Genomic DNA, 17756 nt, shown 5'->3' with positions numbered 1-17756 from the left:
TCATCGAACGAGTCGGGTCAAGACCGGCGACGATCCTGCCAGCCGAGACAGCCGCGCTGCCCTTTCGACTGGCAACGCTGTCTTCCAACGGGCCCGTTGGAAGAACTGCGCGGAGCGCAGTTCTTCCACCTGAGGTCCAGGGCTTGCCCTGGTCCGGGTCGAGGGGCGGATAGCCCCCGCGGGGTCCGGGGCAGCGCCCCGGCGCGGCGCCCCCGATGAGAGACTCAGCTCCCGTCGCCGCAAAAGGAATTCGCCCCGAGGGGCGGGAAGGATTCCCCTGGCTTCCAGTCGAGCACGCACTGAAGCAGGGTTGGGTCACACTTTACCTTGAAATCGGGGTGGATGCCGGAGCCGAAGGGCCTTCCTTTGTCTGGGTTGGCCTTGGCGCAGCAGCGCGTGTCGTCGGGCGTTCCTGTCGCTTGACCTGCGGCGTCTACGGCTTCGCAACCGACGGAGGGGAACAGGGCGCTCGCGATGTAGGTCGTGGTGCAGGTCTCGCGATTGCCTGTAGCGGGGTCTTCGCTCTCTCGCGTGATGGTCACTTCGCCTGTCGCGGCGTTGCCTGGTGTTGCGAAGGCCATGTGTACCCGCACGTCGCGCCATTCGTAGGCGAGCCGCGTCTCGGGGTAGATTGCGGGGTTCCCGTCTTTGTCCTCGTAGGCCGTCTCCGGGATGTGCTGCTCGGCGACGGAGAGGTCCGATGCTGCGCAGAAATCGTTCGCGTCTGGCCGGGCCGTGTAATTGCCGAACGAGTATTGCTTGTGGTTCGGGTCTGGATCCGTCGCCTCCGCCGTGGCCTTCGCGGTGTCCGCCAGAACGCCCATCGAGGTTGCCTGGATCGCGACCGTTGCCCGGAGGGCATCGATTTCTCGGTCATCTCCCTTCGGCGGGTTGTACACGGACATCCCTACCTCTTCCCCTGGCAGCATGAGGCAATCGTTGCCGGCTTCTTTCGGGAAGTACTTCACGATATAGGCACCGCTCGCGACCTCGCAGAGGATTGGCGGCTGCTCGCATGACGTGCCGAATGCGGCCGTGAACAGGAGCGCACAGGCCCCGAGGGCGAACGACTTGATGTGATCGTGGCGTTTCATGATTCGTCTCCTCGTTCACGCGATCAGAAGGTCAACCTGACGCCCATGCGGATCGTCCTCGGGGCCTGGTACGATGTGGGGCTGCCGTAGTTGGGGTTTCGGTTGGCGGGATCGAAGGGCGAGCCGTCCGCGAAGTTCACGAGCTTGTACCGACAACCGGCGCCGGTCGCGCATGCCGACTCGTCCTTCTCCGGCAGGTCCGATTGCGTTCCTCCCTCGATGGGCCGGACGTTTGCGTACGTGAAGGATTGATCGCGGCCGGTCTCGGCCTGGAAGTTGAACAAGTTGAACACGTCCACGTTCACGGAGAGCGTGCTGTCCTTGCTGATCTTGTAGCCGATGGCGAGGTTCGAATCGATGCTGTGGATCCACGGCAGATTGCCACCCGAACCACGCGGCAGGATGAATGCGGCGCCCCGACCGTAATAGGGATGAGCGCCGAGGACATCGAGCGGGGCGCCCGACGTGCCCGTGTAGCTCATTCCGACGTTGATGCGGATGTTCTTCGGGAGCGCGAATTCCTTGGCGCCGTAGACCTTGACCGTATGGCGCCGATCCCCGGGGAGCGGGCCATCGCGGTTCGGCAGGAGCGAGAGCAGGTCGAAGTCCGAGAGCGTGTGCGGGGACGGATAGTTGCTCGTGGCGAGCCCGGGATAGTTCCCGCGGAGAAAGGACGCCGTGTAGCTGGCGAGCGCGAGCCACCCCTGGGAGAACGACTTCTGGAAGAACAGCGTCAAGGCATCGTAATCACGTCGCGCCTCGGGGAAGTCGGAGGCCGCGCCGTGCCCGGGATTGCCAACGAAGAACGACGTCCCTTCATCCCGGCTCATGTTCTCGATGACGCGATGGAGCGACCGGTGCGTGTAGTTCAGGCCCACGCGCGCAGCGTCGAAGACCTGGTACTCGCCGCCCGCCGAGATCTCGTCCATCGACTGCGCCTCGATCTCCGGATCCACCGGCGCGCGATCGCCGTAATAAAAACCCCATTGCCGGTTCGGCGAGAACGGCGTTCCGATCGTGAGGCGGTTCTTCGGGTCCAGGCAGGCCTCGACCTTGGTGGGATCGGACGGGTCGCACACGGATTTCGACACATTGGACACGGTGAACGGCCGCTGAACGAACAAGCCCTCGGCCAGGCCGAGGGGCACGTTTTCGTAATAACGCGCGTAGCTGGCGAAGATCTTCGACCGGCCCTGACCGGTGGGGTCGTAAATGGCTCCGACGCGCGGAGACCACTGGTTGGGCAGCACCATGCCCACCCCCTCGCTGCTCGACATCATCTGCGCGTCGTACCGCAACCCCGCATTCACCGTGACCCGGTCCAGGAACGTGAAGCTATCCTGAACGAACCCGCCGACGATGGTGGAGTGCGTCGTGGGAGACTGCAAGCTCGGCACGTACACGTTGTCCGGGCTCGTCAGGTTTCCGATGCGCCAGACCTGCCAGGCGGAGCCGTCGTACGTCTCCGAGAACCACACGTTTCCGGTGTTCGCTCGCGCGAACAGGCTGTTCGACACCTCGAGGTCGATCCCCGCCTTGATGACGTGTTGCCCGAGCGCGCTCAAGAGGTACGTGAGGACGGCTCGACCCTGGAAGCGGTTCGTGATGTTTTCGTTGACGTTCCCGGGTCCGCCGGTCAGGTACGCGCGCACGGGGCAATAGATGACCTTCGTCGAACCCTTGGGCTCGCAGCCGCTCCCCGCCGGGAGATTCTCGAAATCGGCGATGGTGTGCGGGGTCCCCCGCGTCCACGAGATGCCGGGCACGGTATCGAGCCCCTGGCCGCTGCCGATTCCCGACCCGTCGACCGGCAGGCGATTCGAATAAGCGTGGTGATATCCGAGCGTCGTGTCGAGGAGCAGCTTCTTGTTCAGGAAGGACGACGAGAGCTTGAGCGAGACCGTGTTGATCCTCTGCTCTTCCTGCCTCCCGAAGGCCGCGTATTCTCCTTCCAGCAAGCTCGTGTTGATCGTCGTGGTCGTGCCCGTGACCCCGTTGAGCGAGATTCGCCCATCACCGCCGGACGACGTGGGCGAGCCGAACACGGAGAGCGTCAACGTGTGCGAGGGGTTGATGAGCCAGGTCAGCTTGCCGATGTATTGCAGCGTCTCCTTGGAAGCGATGTATCGACGCGTGCCTCCTTCGATGGGCGAGGTGAGCTGAAATCCGTACTCGTCGCGGAGGCTGATGGGGTTGCCCTTCGCGTCCAGCACCAAGGAGCCGTCGGGGTTCGTCTCGTACCGCAAGCGATTGAGCGAGCGCACGATATCGAGGTCCTGCATGGCCACGTTCAAGCCCGCGTAGAACCAGAGGCGATCCTTCATGATGGGCCCGCCCAGCTCGAAACCGAAATCACGCATCGCGCCGAGCTTCTGGTCGACGGCGACCACGGTGCCCGCCGCGCGCACGGGCTTTCGTTGTCCCTCGAATGCGCCCGGCGTGAAGCTGCCGAAGACCGACCCATGAAACTCGTTGCCACCCGACTTCGTGACGACATCGAACACGCCGCCGGTCGTCCGGCCGTACTCGGGCATGTATCCACCCGTGGCGATGTTGACCTCCTTGACGAACTCGAGCGAAAGCGGCGTATCGTTGATGCCGTCCGATGCGCTGCCCACGGAGACGCCGTCGATCTGGAATCGGTTTTCGGGGGCCGACGAGCCGTTGATGCTAAAGCCGATGGGGGTCGGCTGCGCGCCGGGCGCGAGCGCTCCGAGGCTCTCGAACGATCGCACGGCGGACGCACGACCTCCCGGGGGGGCCACCGCGAGGCGATGCGAAAGATCCGAATCGACGATCAAGCCCGTCGTCGTCGATCCGATGTCGACCGTCGGGGCCTTGGCGACGACTTCGATCTCCTCTCGCAGCTCGTCCGGCATGAGCTCCAGGTTGGCGCGGAGCGTGCTGCTCGTGCGGAGCGTGATCCCGCCGCGAGAGAAGGGCTTGTGCCGATCCCCATCGAGCCGAATCGTGTATTCGCCCGGTGGGAGCTGAGGGACGCGATAGTTGCCGGCCGCGTCGGTCACGACGGTCTGCTCGCCCTGCAGCGCGGGGGAGGTCACGGTGACGACGACGTTCGCGAGCGGCTTTTTGGTCGACGCGTCGCGGATGGTCCCGGTCAAGACCGCGTCTCCGGCGGCGAAGGCAGGAGGCGCGACGAGCAGCCCGACGCAGGTCGCTCCCATGAGAAAGCATCGTGTGGCTCTGGAGATCAAGCGCATGTCAATCCTCTATTCTTGGTCCACGTCATTTCGAGGAGTCTTCTGCTTCGAGCATCCGGTCGACCTCCCTGCGAGAGGCCTCGGTCTCGCGGGCGAGGAATTTGTTGCCGGCGAGGGCCGCGTCAAAGGATTCCTTGGCGCGCCGCGCGGCTTCTTCGCGGATCTTGGGATCCTTCGCGGCGCGCGCCTCGACGAGGTGCAGATCGCCGCGCGTGGCGAAGGCCCGGGGCATGCGCGGGTTTCGGCGGAATGCCTCGTCGATCATGCCAAACCCTTTCGCGAGCGCCTCCGAGGGGTCCTTTCGTTGGCCGAGCAGCCAGGCGGCGCGGCGCTCGTGGACCGCGGCGGCGAGCTGGAAGGGCTGCGGATCGACGTGCTTCGGGCCCGAGATGGGCGCGAGGCTCTCCAGGGGCTCCTCGAACATCCGGGCGTTCACAGTGCCCTGGATCATGGCCCATCGAAGGAGCGTGAGTTGCATGAGGCCGAGGTTCATGGAAGCGAACCGGCTCATCCCGGTCGTTGCGCTGTCGCTGAGAATCGCCTCGATCGCACGGGTGACGTCGGCCTCCGGTGACTCTCCGCGGGCCAGGGCAGCCTGCGCTGCGCGCACGAAAAGCTCCTCTCGGAGTTCGAGTGTGTGCAGGTCTTCGACGAGCTCCGCCGCACGAGCAAGCGACGCGCGGGGATCGCGACCGCTGGCCAGGGCGAAGTCCACATCGAACAGGGCCATTAGGTAGCAATATCTGGCGTGCGCTGGTTTCTCATCCTTGGCCAAAGGGAGGATGGGGTCGTTGCAGTCGTGGTTGGCCGATGCGATCAGGGATGTCGGATCCTGGCCATGCTCGAGACGGAGTAAAATTTCATCAATGTTCAGGTCCCATTGAGACTGTCGTACCGGTTTGAAATCTGGTGCCTTCGACCGCGCGCGCACCACCGCCGCACGCGCACGATCGATGAACGCGAACGTATCCGCGCCGCGAATTTCGGCGAGGTGCGCGCGCATGATGTACACGCGCACGAGATCGTTGTTCGGCAACGCGAAGGTGGGGCTGAGACGGAGCGACTCGAGACACCCGGCCTCGGATCGCTCGAATGCGCCGTCCGCGTCCAGATTGGCATGATATAACGCAATTCCGTACACGTGCCACGCAGCCCCCACGAGCCAATGCGCAACCGGGTCTTCGTTTGCCATCCGGGCGGCATTTTCCGCCATGTCGACTTGATCACGCCAGAGCGAAACCCGATCGGTTTTCGTGTAGTACACGGCCCATGTCCAGGGATGATGAAGGTAAGCCCGCGCGACGTGCGCCGACCCCCGCCTCGGGTCCGAGGCGACCGCCTGCTCGCATACCTTCTTGCCCTCCTCGAAGGGCTCCTGCACGCTCCGTCGGGTCAATGCTGCCGCGTTCAAGATCTGCACGAAGACGTTGCACGCCCCCTCGTGCACCGCCGGGTCACTCGTGCCCACGGCGGAGGCGCGCCGGTACGCCTCGATGGCGGGGCCGAAATGCGACATCATCCTCTCGTAATCGAATGCCGCGTCGTGCCTGAACTCGCTCCCCATCGCGAAGCGCGTCTCCGCCTCGAGCACCACCGCCTCGTAGAACCACGGGGCCTCGCTCTCAGCCTGCTTTGCGAGCCGCAACGTGTCCTCGTGCCGCCCCTCGACCAGCGCGATGAGCCCCTCGACGTACGCGGGGTGCTCCAGCCTCGATCCCGTCGCCGCGCGCAGATGCGCGAGCGCCGGGGTCTTGTACGTCGCGTCGAGCTCCGCCTTGCGCTCAGCGCGCTCTTTCTTGTCCTCGATCCTCCGCAGCCCCTCGACCTCTTCGCGATAAACATGCGCCATCGCCCGCCCGAGCGCATATTCGAGCTCCGGCGACGTGTACCCCGCAACCTGCGCCTCTTTCAAATGCCCGAGCGCCTTCTCCGGCTCCTGCAGCGCCAGATGCCCTCGCCCGATCGCGTAATGCCCGGCCCCTCGCCCGATCGCCCCCGTCACCGAGATCCTTGCCTCGATCTCCGCGAGCCGTTTGCGAACCACGGCCCGCTCTCGCTCGACGTCGTGCAGCGGCAGCGAGTACGCATACCGCATGAAGAGCTGCATCTCCTTCACGTCCTCGCCTAGCTCCTGCGCGAGCCGCGCCTCCTCCGCGGCGAGCCGCCGTGCCCGAAGGGCGAACCCCAGAAGCACGGCAGCCACGACGAGCCCGAGCGCCACGAGCGAGACGAGGGCCCTGTGCTTGCGAGCGAGCTTCACCAGCCGATAACCGACCGACGCCTTGCGGGCGAGCACAGGCTCGCCATCGAGGTACCGTTGCAAATCCTCCCCGAGCGCCCGTGCGGATTCGTAACGCTGCCCCGGATCCCGCTCGAGGCATTTCATCACGATCGTCTCGAGATCCGCAGGAACACGCGGACACACGCTCCGAAGCGCAGGCGCGTCCTCGGTGGCGATCCGCATCAAGACCTTCCATGGATGCTCCTCGACGAACGGCGGCCGACCCGCGAGCATGTCGTAGAGCGTGGCGCCCAGCGAATACACGTCCGTGCGCCGATCGAGCGAACGAATCTCCCCGCGCGCCTGCTCGGGCGCCATGTACGCCGGGGTTCCTGCGACCTGGCCCGTCAGGGTCTCCCCGCGCTCCCCCACGATACGCGCCAGGCCGAAATCCATGACGAAGGGCCGAAAGAGCCCATCTTCGGTGCGCTCGACGAGGATGTTCTGCGGCTTGACGTCCCGGTGCACGAGGCCGAGCCGATGCGCCTCGTGGAGCGCGCTGGCCGATTCGCGAATGACCTTGACCTTCTCCTCGAGCGTCATCTCGCGAGAAGCCGACGAGAGCGGCTCCCCGCGCACGAGCTGCATCGTGATGTAGGGCTGCCCGTCGGCAAACCCCACGTCGTAGATCTTGCAGACATTGTCATGATTGATCCGCGCCTGCGCCCGCGCCTCGCGCAGAAAGCGCGCCGCGTCGTGCCCGTGGACGAATTTGAGGGCCACGTCCCGCGCGAGCTGCTTGTCCCACCCGCGATAAACCGTGCCCATGCCGCCTCGACCGAGGAGGGAGAGATCGTCGAACCTCTCCCATATCGAAGGCGGCAGCTCCCGAATCTCGTCCCGCGGAGCACGCTCGAGCACGGCCATCCCAGGGAGGGCCGCCGCGTGCTTTCGATCATCGCTCACCGTGTTTCGCAGCGCCGGCCCGGCGGCGCGAGGAGGCGCCCCGGGATCCACGACCGCAGCTTCCGCGGTCGCGGCCATAGGAGGGTCCTCGCTCCTCCCCTCGTCGCCGACGTCCTTCACGATGCCCTGCCTTTCAAGACGATCGCTTCCGCCAAGCAACACCCGTACCATGCCCGATTCAGCCTCTCATGCATGCGGGTCGAGACGATCACGCCGTGCGCGCGCTCGTCGGTGTAACGCGCGCGTGACACTGACACGACGCCATGACACCTCCGTTGGCGACCGTAGCGCGGACGTAACAGTTTGGGTCGGAGATGGGCGTTCTCTCCTCGTGACGTGCGGGGAAATGCGCGCGGCATGGTCATTGCTGTCCGACCGAGGACCGACCGAAGACCGATCGAGACGATTTCGACCCTTACCGCGAGGCATTGGCAATCATGAGCACCACGTTCCGCATCTTCACTCGTCCCATCGCCGTGCGCGCCGCCGTGCTCGTCGCATGCGCTTCCGTCGTGGCATCGGCTGCCTATCGATGGTCCGATGACCTCGTCGAGGGCATCGCACACGCGCAGACCGCCCCTCCAACGAACGCGCAGATGCTGGCGGGCTTCGATGCGGACGCGATGTCCACGTTCGTCGACGACATCACGAGCTGCCCGGGCATCCCCCCCGGGGGGCTTTCGGGCCTCTTCAAGGATCGATTTTACTTCCTGAGCGAGATTGGCTGTGAAAACCTCCCCTGCTTCCTCAAGGAGGTGAAGAACAGCGAGCACGCGAATGCGACCCTCATCGTCGACGAGGAGTGCGACGTTTACGAGCCCATCCAGATCCCGGCCCGCTTCACGCTGGCGGGCGTCGGTCCCGCCGGCCAGGGCGTGCTCGCCTTCTGGAATCTGCCCGACCATGCGCCTGCGCTCAGCGTCGAGCCGGTGCTCCCGAGTGGTGTCTCCGAAAATGTCATCCGCGACCTGTGGATCGTCCGCGGGAGCGGCGGCACCTGGAACTCGGGCATCAACGTGTCGGGGGGCAATATCGTTCGGCTCGAGAACGTCCGCGTCTCGGGCTTCGCGGTGGGCCTCTTCGGCAAGGACGCGTATTCGGTGCTCGTCGACAAGTCGACGTTCTACGGGAACGCCTTCAACATGATGCTCCACAGGGGTGCCAATCACTGGCGCGTCCGCGACAGCACGCTGGGCCTCGCCACGTTCTACAGCGTCAAGGTCTTCGGCCCCTCGGACGGCCCGGGCGCGTGGAACAACGATCACCTCTTCTCGGGCAACCGCTTCGAGGGGAGCCTCGTCGGCGCCATGATGCTCGGCTCCTACGCGACCATGGTCGAGAACAACCGCTTCGAAAGCAATGGCTACAACGGCGTGTACATCACGGGGTCGGCGACCGAGACGCGGGTGCACTCGAATGTCTTCTCGTCGGACGTGGTGAACAACCAGAGCCTGGGAACGAGGTGCGGCTTCAACATCCCGAACAGCGCTTGTCCAGACAACTGAGGCGCCCGGCTCGCGCCCGCGCAGGGCTCATGGGCTCGGCGGCTCGAGCGGCACCCGCATCGGGGCCTTCGTCACTCTCTCTCCGCCACCGTCGATGCCGCATGCGTTGCCCCAGAGACTCCCCCAGCCCCACAGGGAGTGATCTTCGCCGAGCGCGAACGTGCAATAGCTGCTGGACGCGATGTGGACGATCTTCGGCAATCCGGGGACGAGCACGCCCGAGGGCGAGCTCCTTTGCACGTCGCTCCCGAATCCCCCCGATTTGCCGTCACCGAAACAGTAGACGTTGCCTTGTTTCTCGAGAGCGCAGCGGTGCTTGAAGCTGCCAGCCACCTCGACGATGTCCGAGAGCCCCTGGATCCGGGTCGGCGGTAAATACCCTCTCGTCCCGAGGGGCCGGCCCACGGTGCCGCGCTCCGCATTCCCCCAGGAGAAAACCTCCCCCTTTTCGGTCCAGGCCGTGGCGTCATGGTTGAACGACGCGACGTCGACGACCCCAGAGATCCCTCGTCCATCGGGGAAGCTCAGATTGCGGGGCGGTAGCTTCAGCTTGGCCGCGCGCCGAGCGAGCTCCGGGCCGTAGTCGTGCTCCTTGCCTGCCGCGAGAGACACGAGTGTATCGCTGCCGAAGCACCGCACCTCGCTCGTCGCGAGCAACGCGCAGGCCTGATGGTGCGACATGCGGACACGCTTGACGCCGGAGAGCCCTTCGACCTTGCGCGGGTCCGGCGCGGCCGAAGGCTTCGTCAGGTCTCGCGCGTTTCCCCACCGGAGGACGTCGCCGCCGCGGGTCCAGACCAGGGTGGTGTCGTCCGATACGGCCACCCCCACGGCATCCTGAATCCCAGGGACCTGCGTGGGCCGCTTCGTTTCGGTGCCGATCGCGCTCGCGCCCAGGCCGAGCTGCCCGCTCTGGTTATTGCCCCAGCAAAATACGCTTCCCGCGGCGTCCACGGCGCACACGTGCCAGACGCTCACCGCGACATCGACGACGTTCGAGAGCCCCGGGACCCGGGCGGGCATCGTCACGTATCCATGCCAGTCCTGCTGGAGACGGTCGGTGCCCCAGCAAGAAAGGTCTCCCGACCCGACGATGGCGCAGGTGGCGGAACGGCCGAGCACGAGCTTTTTCACGTCGCGAATGCCCTGGACCCAGGCCGGCGTCGTTTCGTGACGGGTATGGCCACGGCCGAGCTCGCCAGAGGCGTTGGACCCGCCCCAGCACTGGAGCATGCCGTTCTCGAAGATGGCGCAGGCGCGATCACTGTCGTCGCCGCCGACGACGCGCGTCACATGCCCCGGAGGAGCGAGCTTTGGCGAGGGTGGCGGTACGTCCGGCGGAGGCGAAGGCGGCACCGCAGGCGTTGCGGGGGCCGAAGGCGACGTTCGAGGCTGCGGTGTGGTCTCGGCCGGACGCGCTACCGCGACGCGTCTCGGTGCGGGCTCCGACGTCGCTCCGCACGAAATGACGAGTGGGAGCGTGACCAGCACCCTGGGCAGCGATCGCATTCTCATGAGGAAGGACCGGAATCTACCCGAGGGGGCCTCGCCCATGCAACCGCGGCGCAGCCCGCAATGAGGTCAGATGCGGAGACCCAGCCGGCTTTTGCCTGGGTGCTTGGGGCGAGGACGGCCGAGCAGGCGCCTGCCCGCGTCGAGCAGGTGCTGGCGCAAGGAGTCGTCGTCGACCGCTGCGAACTCGCGAGCGCCGCCGGCCATCGCGAGCCCCGCGGACATGACGTGCACGGTGATCGCGTCGGCGAGGCTCGCATCGGCACCAGCGAAGACCGTTCTCAATTTGGTCTTGAGGTCCTCGTCCCGCGCCTGCAACGTCCGGTTGATGAGACGCTGAAGCCCGGGGTCGCTGTTGAACAGGCCGACCAGCGTGCGCTCACGGACGATGAGGTCGACGAACCCTGCGAGCGCGTGATCGATCTGCGCGCCCCGGCTCCGTTTCGTGCGCGCTTCATCGAGGATCTGATCCATCTCCTGCAAAGCGGGCGCGACCACGGCCTCGGCGATCTCGTCCTTGGACTTGAAGTGGTAGTAGAGGGCGGCCTTCGTGACGCCGAGATCGTCGGCGATCATCTGCATCGACGTGCCCTCCATCCCGTGTTCGCCGAACAGCTTCAGCGCGGTGGCGAGCAGTCGTGATCTCGTGTCGTTGACAGCGGTGCCGGCAGTCATGGCCCTCCTTGGGACCCGAGACAGTACCCCGCCCCTCGCCGTTCGGCATGCTTTCCGATCAGCCAGTCGAACTTACCGTTTGGTAAGCCACATCCTGACCGATCGGCTTGCCATATACTTACCGATCGGTTAGTGTTGAGCCCGAACCGAGGAGGAACCATGATCGCCGATGCCATTCCGCTCGCCATCACCCGGACCTGCCCTTTCGCGCCGCCTGCGCAGCATCGACAGCTCCGAAAAGAGGCGCCCATCGCCAAGGTCGAGCTGCCCTCGGGCGCGACGGCTTGGGCTGTCACCAGGCATGAGGACATTCGGACGATCCTGTCCGATCCACGGTTCAGCGCCAGCCGGCGCAATCCCGGCTTCCCCCACCTGACCGAAAAAACGCCGCCGCCCCTGAGCGCCAAGCCGTTCCTGATCGATATGGACGGGCAAGAGCACGCGTCCGCACGAAGGGCCGTGGTGGGTGAGTTCTCCGTCAAGCGGATGGCCGCGCTCGCGCCGCGCATTCAGCAAATCGTGGACCAGTCCATCGACGCCATGCTGGCCGGACCGCGCCCGGTCGACCTGGTGCAGGCGTTGTCCCTGCCGGTGCCATCGCTCGTGATTTGCGAGCTGCTCGGCGTGCCTTACGCGGATCACGAGTTTTTCCAGACGCGCTCCGCGAAACTGGTGGGACGTACGGTGTCCATGGAAGAGAAGGCGGGCGCGTTCTTCGAGCTCGTGGGTTATCTGAACAAGCTGGTGATCGACAAGGAGCAAAATCCGACCGACGATTTGCTCGGCCGCCAGATCGTCAAGCTGCGCGAAGAAGGGGCTTACGATCACGAGGCCATGCTCAACCTGGCCTTCATCCTCTTGATCGCGGGTCACGAGACGACCGCGAACATGATTTCGCTGAGCACACTGATGCTGCTGAAGCATCCCGAAAAGCTGGCGGTCCTTCGGCAAGACCCCGAAAAGACCCTGCCAGCCGTCGAGGAGCTCTTGCGTTACTTCACCATTGCAGAAGCCGGCATCGGTCGGGTCGCCACCGAGGACGTGGAGCTCGGTGGTGTGCTCATCCGGGCCGGGGAAGGCGTCGTCGTGCTGGCCAACATGGGCAATCGTGATCCGGAGGTCTTCACGAACGGAGACGAGCTCGAGGTCGCACGTGGCGCCCGCAATCACCTCGCCTTCGGCTTTGGCCCGCACCAGTGCCTCGGTCAAAACCTGGCCCGGCTCGAGCTGCAAATCGTCCTCGATACGCTGTTCCGGCGGATCCCGGAGCTGCGCCCCGCCGTGCCCGAGGAGGAGCTGAGCTTCAAGGACGACGCCACCGTGTACGGCATGTACGAGTTCCCGGTCACCTGGTGACGGGAGCGGATGTCGTGCTATGAGGCCGCCGCTGGAGGCACCTCCGGATGGGGAACCCGTCGACCGCGCAGAAGGAAGAAGTACTGAAGATCGCGGCCGAGGTCGTAGCTGGAAAGCGGGACAGCGCCGATCTGCCACATGGCATCACGCTCGGCGAGCCGATCTCCGGCGAGGATGCCAAAAGGTTGCTCCTCCAAGAGATCGAGGACCAAGAGAAGGCCGACGAAAAGCGGGCGGCGCATCTCCGCGCCGCCGAGGCGCTCTGGTCGAAGATGGCAGCCGATGGGGTGCAGGAAGGCTCGCGGGGGCGATTCGAAGCTTTCTTCGTCTCGAGCGATCGAGCGTCGGCCACGTCGCTCGCCGCCGAGCTTGGAGGTGACGAGGACTGGGAGGCCAAGGTCTCGGAGGAAAACGCCGGGCAGCTCCAGATCAAGGTCATCACCCGCCCTCTCGTGCGCGGCCTGGAAGTCGTGGTCGAACTCGCGAACCAGATGGACATCCACGCGCGCGAGTTCGGCTGCGAGTTCGTCTGCATTCAGCCGACGAGCACGAAGGCCCGGCGTCCCTGGTGGAGATTCTGGTCGTAACGGCCTTGCGCGCGATCAGGGAGAGGTGCCTGGGTGTTTCCCATCCCCCTCGCCGTCAATTGCTCATCAGACAGTCGATGTCACGACCCAGGCTGAAGCACGAGGGACAGACCCCATCGAGGCAGAAATCCATCTTGGCGTCCTCTACCCACGACGGGATTCGCGAGCATGTCGCGTCAGGCCGAACCACGAGCGCCCCGACGATGGTCCCCCCTGCCAGCGTGCAACGATAGGTACGGGGTGTACTCGTCACATAATTCCGCAGTCGGGCCGTACGCACCGAGTGGCAGCCGAGCTTTCGCCCGACGTGCCAGCACGGCTGGCAGGAGTTTCCGATACAGTACAACTCCGACGCCCCCACGATGTGCGTACTGTACCGGGTACACGTCCCGTCCTCATTCGCGACCAAGGACGATCTCCGTGCCCCCGCCATGCTGCATTGATAGACCCCGGTTGTAATCCTCTCTTCCGCCTCGACAATCGCTCCCTCGTCGGGCTCCCCTGCCCCGCCTGCAGGATCCATCGCAGTACACCCGCCCACGAGTGTGAACATGCCCATGAGCGCGAGCCCGGCCCCGACGGCGCGCCTCGCGCGATGCGTGATTCTCATCGTCGCCTCCATCGTCGATCGTGCGCTGAACGTCGATCGACTCGACAACCGCGATACGTTCCAGCTTTTTCGTCCCGAAGGGGGGACGCCTCGCGTCCCCCCCTCCTCGACGCCGCCAGCGAACTCGTATGACCTGGCCTCAGTTTTCCAGAATACAGCCGATATCCCGAGCGAGGCTATAACACGATACGCAGGCCCCCTGCGGACAGTACCGATTGGAGGCACCGGCCAGCGTCGTCGTGAATCGCCTGCACGTCTCGTCCGGCCTGACCAAAAGCGACCCCATCACGCTTCCGCTCCCCAGGGTGCAGCGGAAGATCCCGGTATCGATGGCGGATGCAGCTTCCCCGATGGTCCCTTCTTCCACGGCTGCCCCATCACGGCTGGGATGCGAAAGCGCGCTGCCGCTCATCAGCGCGAACGACGCAACCAGAGCGAGCCCAAAACCGGTCTTCAGCATTCGAGACATGGAATGGATGGACATGACCTCTCTCCTTGTGATGGAGGCATGGTTCCCACGAACCGTCGGCCCCCGGGCGTGTTCATGGGACCGCCCGCGACGTGGTGAAACCCCGCCCGGAACGAATCGGTTCCGCCCGAGGCACCGCCGCCTTGCATTGCCATCCGGGACGACGGAACTCGGGATTCGCGTCGGTGCCCCGCGCACGCCGACGGAAGGAATTCCCCGGCTGTCGCTCCGCGAGGAGCCACGCGCAAGCGGGATTGTAAAACCCTAAAGCTCCGGCGGTCGATACATCGGGCCGCCCGAAGCCCGCGCGGTCGCCGTCGCGGGCGTGCTCGGATCACGCTTCGTCGTCGCCGCATTCTTCCCCGCCTTCGACGAGACGGGCGCCGCCCGCGCGGACTCCGTCGCCCGAGGAGCGGGCGCCTCGGGGGCGCTCGTCGCGTGTGCCGACGCGGCCGCCGCGCTCGGCGAAGGCACGACCGCCGGAGGATCGATGGACGGCGCCGGTGTCGACGACACCGCCGGCGCGGCCTCGTTCGTCCGCGGAGGACGAAGCCCCCAGAATGCGCCGGCGGCGAGCGCGAGCGCCGCGACGACCGCCATTGCGAGCGGCGCCGGCCGCACGCGCCTGCCTCGGCTCTCCTCCGGGGGCACGATGACGGCCGACGCGCTCGCCGTCGATTTCACGTCGGAGGTGCTCGAGGCCCGAGCGCGCCCGGAGCCAGGATTGTCGATTCGCGTCGGAACGAGCGCGGCCTGGCCCTCCTCGCTGCTCTTCGAGCGCAATTCCACGAGCGGCGTGTGGATCCCCTGGGCCCGGACAAACGACGCGACAGCGCGCGGCGTCGCGATTTTCATTCCCATGCTCCGGACGGCGTCGTCCAGGGCTTCGGCGAAATCGGCCGCCGTGGCATGACGCGCGTCCGGATTCTTCTCGAGCCCGCGCATGCACACGGCGTCGAGCGCCTCCGGCACGTCGGGGTTCACGGAGCGCGGGGACGGCGTCTCGCTCGCCACGACCTTCGCGAGCATCTCGGCCTCGCTGTCGCCGCGGATGAGCCGCCTCAGCGACATGAGCTCCCAGAGCAAGACGGCGGCTGCGTAGACGTCCGTCCGCCGATCGACCGGCAATCGCCCCGCCTGCTCGGGCGACATATACGCGATCTTGCCCTTGAGCTGCGAGCCGTGTGTCGTCGACATCCGCGCCTCGGCCCGCGCCACGCCGAAATCCGTGATTCTCGCGACGCCGTCCACGCCGATGAGGACATTCTGCGGCGAGACGTCGCGGTGCACGAGGTGGAGGGGTTTGCCCTGCACGTCCGAGAGCTCGTGCGCGGCGTGCAGCCCGGCGAGCATGTCCAGAAACACGCGGAGCGCGATGTCGAGCGGCAGCGTGGCCCCCTGCTTGTGGAGGGCGCGCAAGAGCTGCTGCAGGGAAGCCCCCTCGATGTACTCCATCACGATGAAGACGCCCCGCTCGTCCTGCTGGACGTCGATCGTGCCGACCACGTTCGGGTGGCGGATCTGCGCGGCGAGGCGCGCCTCGTCGAGGAACATCGCGACGAACTCGGGCTCGTCGGCGAGGTGCGCGTGCATCGTCTTGATCGCCACGAGCCGCTCGAAGCCGCCCATGCCGAGCGCGCGCCCGAGGTGCACGGTCGCCATTCCGCCCGATGCGATCAAATGCAGGATCTCGTATCGCCCTCCCCGCAGCTCCATTGCCTGCTCCTCAAGGCTCGTTTCCCCAGACAAGGACGCCCTTGGAATAGAGTGTGACGTTCGTCCAGTCGGTGAAGGAGACCTTCGTCGGATCGAACGAGTAATCCCCCGCCTGGTTCACGGTCGTGAAGTTCTGCGTGTGCAAGCGCGCCTGGATCTCCCCGCTGTCGGCGCCGGCGACGAGCACGCCGGCGCCGACGGCGAACGATATCTCGGCATACATGTCGGCTTTCATGCCGGACGCCGGGACGAACGTGCCCGACGTATGAATACAGTTGAACTGGGCGAAATCGCAATCGTAGACGAAGTTCATCCCGCCGTCGCCCGTGAACCAGTAGCGGATCTCGAGGTCGCTCAGCGGCACGTTCTCCTGGGTCTCGTTCACGATCTTGAAATGCGGCTGGATTTGTATGTCATCGACCTTCGGATTGGCGTTCTTGTACTGCAAGCGGAGGCCGGTCGGGGGTGCGCCGCCTGCGCCCCCTCCACCACCGCCCATTCCGCCGGTGCCCATTCCTCCAATGCCCGCGCCCCCCGCTCCGCCACCTCCGCCGGATCCGGGCCCCGTCGCCCCGGCCTCGCTGTTCGACGCAAGCCGCGGATCGTACCCCTCCCAATCGAAGCTGCACGCGCTGACGCTGCCGAAGGCCGCGGCGACGGCGACGACGAAGAGCGAGGGAGACGACGCGGGACCACGCCTACGGATCGAATCCATGCCCCCTCCTAAAAAACGACCGTGCAGTGAACGCCCGCGCCCCCCGGCGACACCGTAAAACCCGCGCCCACGACGGGGCTTTCGGGCGACACGAAGTTCGTGCCCAAAGGAACCGAGCGCGCAGAAGGGCGACCGAAGGGCGGCCCGCCGAGCAAGATCATGAGCCCCCCACCGACGATCCCCGCCGCGCCGATGGCGAGGCCGGTATTGGCGGCCGTCGTCAACGCCATGCCGCTGTCGACGACGTCGGCGTATTTCAGATCGGTACAGCGCGCCGCGTGGCACTCTTCTTCGAGCGTCGCGAACCGGCTCCGGGCCATGAGCCCCGTGACGCCGAAGACCGCCATCCCCGCGACGCCGATGCCCGCGACGACGAACCCCGCCGTCCGCACCGCGCCGCCCGTCCGAAGCTCGTCGCTGCCCGGCGGCTTCGCGCCCTCCACGCGCACGGGCGCCGTCGCCTCGACCTTCTTGGGCCCGGTTTCCGGGAACATCAGCGAAACGCGTTCACTCGCGCCCGCCTCGACGGTCTGCTCCCGGCGCACGGCGTGCCCGTCCGCGCGCGTCGCCGCGACGACGACCGTCCCGGGGTCCACCGCGAAAGGGACGCCAAGCTTTTCCGGCGGCACGCGTGATCCATTGACCGTCACCTCGACGCCCGCGGGATCCGCGACCTCGACGACGAGCTTTCCCACCTTCGACTCGAGGAGCGCGAGATGCTTCGCGGCGGCGTCGCGTGTCGGTGCATATTTCGGCTCGGTCTCCGCGCGCTTGCCGGCCTCGCGCAGCGTCGCGGCCATCTCCTCGTAGGCCTCGGCCGTCCTCCCGAGGGCGACGAGGCAATTGCCGATCATGATGCGCGCGTTCGGGCTGCCCGACGCGTTATGAGCGTGGCGAAAGCCGACGAGCGCCTCGGCGAAGTTGCCGCGATCGAAGAGCCTCTGCGCCGACACGTAGAGGTCCTGCGCGGAGGGCGTGCCCTGCGCTCGTTCCCCGGCGATCGCGGGCGCCCCAGCGCTCACGAGCAGGGCGGCCACGATGCACGGGAACACGCGATTGCGGCTGCAGGTCATTGACCTCTCCCCCTTGGAAGCGGTGGCGGGTCGTGA

Annotated in this window: 12 protein-coding genes; 3 read left to right on the top strand and 9 right to left on the bottom strand. The window is 66.1% G+C overall.

Going from position 1 to position 17756, the window contains the following annotated elements; translation table 11 throughout:
• Positions 1–224: 224 nt before the first annotated feature.
• From QHF83_RS29405 to QHF83_RS29395, 3 genes are all read right to left on the bottom strand, one after another.
• Positions 225–1094 (bottom strand): hypothetical protein, encoded by an 870-nt coding sequence (locus QHF83_RS29405; RefSeq protein ID WP_282421297.1) that lies wholly within the window; start codon positions 1092–1094, stop codon positions 225–227.
• Between the two features lie 23 nt (positions 1095–1117).
• Positions 1118–4279 carry a TonB-dependent receptor gene (locus QHF83_RS29400; RefSeq protein WP_282421296.1) on the bottom strand — a complete coding sequence of 1054 codons (3162 nt, stop codon included), beginning with the start codon at positions 4277–4279 and terminating at the stop codon, positions 1118–1120.
• A 61-nt stretch (positions 4280–4340) separates the two neighbouring features.
• Positions 4341–7580, bottom strand: a complete 3240-nt coding sequence (locus QHF83_RS29395) for a serine/threonine-protein kinase (RefSeq protein ID WP_282421295.1) — start codon at positions 7578–7580, stop codon at positions 4341–4343.
• Between the two features lie 359 nt (positions 7581–7939).
• Here QHF83_RS29395 and QHF83_RS29390 point away from each other — a divergent pair, with 359 nt between their 5' ends.
• Positions 7940–9007: a right-handed parallel beta-helix repeat-containing protein gene (locus QHF83_RS29390; RefSeq protein WP_282421294.1), complete on the top strand. Its 1068-nt coding sequence runs from the start codon at positions 7940–7942 to the stop codon at positions 9005–9007.
• Between the two features lie 27 nt (positions 9008–9034).
• On the opposite strand, the gene QHF83_RS29385 is transcribed toward QHF83_RS29390, so the two are convergent.
• Entirely contained in the window at positions 9035–10300 is a 1266-nt protein-coding gene (locus QHF83_RS29385) for a hypothetical protein (protein ID WP_282421293.1), read from the bottom strand.
• Between the two features lie 288 nt (positions 10301–10588).
• Entirely contained in the window at positions 10589–11194 is a 606-nt protein-coding gene (locus tag QHF83_RS29380; RefSeq protein ID WP_282421292.1) for a TetR/AcrR family transcriptional regulator, read from the bottom strand.
• Positions 11195–11353: 159 nt separating this feature from the next.
• Here QHF83_RS29380 and QHF83_RS29375 point away from each other — a divergent pair, with 159 nt between their 5' ends.
• Both QHF83_RS29375 and QHF83_RS29370 read left to right on the top strand, forming a co-directional pair.
• A complete protein-coding gene (locus QHF83_RS29375; protein WP_282421291.1) occupies positions 11354–12550 on the top strand; it encodes a cytochrome P450 in 1197 nt (398 codons plus the stop codon).
• Between the two features lie 47 nt (positions 12551–12597).
• On the top strand, positions 12598–13137 hold the full coding sequence (locus QHF83_RS29370; RefSeq protein WP_282421290.1) for a hypothetical protein: 540 nt from the start codon (positions 12598–12600) through the stop codon (positions 13135–13137).
• A 749-nt stretch (positions 13138–13886) separates the two neighbouring features.
• Here the strand turns inward: QHF83_RS29370 and QHF83_RS29365 are convergent.
• From QHF83_RS29365 to QHF83_RS29350, 4 genes are all read right to left on the bottom strand, one after another.
• Positions 13887–14231, bottom strand: coding sequence for a hypothetical protein (locus QHF83_RS29365; protein WP_282421289.1), 345 nt, complete (start codon positions 14229–14231; stop codon positions 13887–13889).
• Between the two features lie 249 nt (positions 14232–14480).
• A complete protein-coding gene (locus QHF83_RS29360; RefSeq protein ID WP_282421288.1) occupies positions 14481–15932 on the bottom strand; it encodes a protein kinase in 1452 nt (483 codons plus the stop codon).
• Positions 15933–15942: 10 nt separating this feature from the next.
• Entirely contained in the window at positions 15943–16647 is a 705-nt protein-coding gene (locus QHF83_RS29355; protein ID WP_282421287.1) for a cellulose binding domain-containing protein, read from the bottom strand.
• Between the two features lie 8 nt (positions 16648–16655).
• Positions 16656–17720 (bottom strand): hypothetical protein, encoded by a 1065-nt coding sequence (locus QHF83_RS29350; RefSeq protein ID WP_282421286.1) that lies wholly within the window; start codon positions 17718–17720, stop codon positions 16656–16658.
• Positions 17721–17756 lie beyond the last annotated feature (36 nt).

This window comes from Polyangium sp. 15x6 (genome assembly GCF_029960785.1).
Lineage (GTDB): Bacteria > Myxococcota_A > Polyangia > Polyangiales > Polyangiaceae > Polyangium.
This window is presented reverse-complemented; position numbering and strand designations above follow the sequence as displayed.